Origin of the sequence: Streptomyces sp. DH12 (genome assembly GCF_020873895.1) — a bacterium.
Lineage (GTDB): Bacteria > Actinomycetota > Actinomycetes > Streptomycetales > Streptomycetaceae > Streptomyces.
The window spans coordinates 1-698 of record NZ_JAHWGT010000298.1 but is presented as its reverse complement, the minus strand read 5'-3'; the positions used below and the strand labels follow the sequence as shown (position 1 = coordinate 698).

At 62.5% G+C, this 698-nt stretch carries 1 protein-coding gene; it reads right to left on the bottom strand.

Going from position 1 to position 698, the window contains the following annotated elements:
- Positions 1-11: 11 nt before the first annotated feature.
- Complete coding sequence (locus LPA54_RS34150) at positions 12-518, bottom strand: hypothetical protein (protein ID WP_228918235.1); 507 nt, start codon at positions 516-518, stop codon at positions 12-14.
- Between the last annotated feature and the right edge of the window lie 180 nt (positions 519-698).

Sequence of the window (698 nt, the reverse complement as noted above, 5' to 3'; positions counted from 1 at the left end):
ACCGGAGAGGCTCAGTACCAGGGCGTGCAGCTCTGCTTGCCGGACGGGTTCTCGACGCAGGCCCGCATCATGTGCGTCGAGGGGTTGTAGTACATCGGCGTACGGGTCCAGTAGTAGTTCGTGCCGGACGGGATCTTGGCGGTCCAGCCCGAGGCGCCGCCCTTCTTCTCCCCGAGTCGCCAGTAGCACGTGGACTGGTCTTTTGTGCAGCGCTGGACGTACACGCTCCACTCGCTTTGGTTCGAGCCGCTGATGAAGTGCAGCCGGCCCCAGCTGTACTGGTCGCCGTCGGTCTTCCCCCAGCGCAGCTCGTACAGGAAGGAGTTGCCGAGATCGTAGGGCCCGTGCGGCGAGACCGGTCCGCTCTGCCAGCTCTGGATGTTCGGGTCGTGGCCGTCACAGCCGAAGTTGTCACAGGCGAGGACGCCGGCCGAGGCCGAACTCGGGACCGTGAGGGCCAGGGCGAGGGCGCCGAACAGGGCGCCGACCGTCACGCCGATCCGTGACCGGAGCTTCATTTCCCCTCCATGGTGAGAAGCGCGAGAACGAGCACCCCGACAATCGGTGCCGACGTGACTATGTCATGTCCGGTCGATTACATGCGCAAATCTTAAGGAAATGGCGCGATCATGTCAGTCAGGTTTATTTCTTTGCTTCTTCGAAATGGGAGGATAAGGATTTTCGTGCCGGTATGGGAG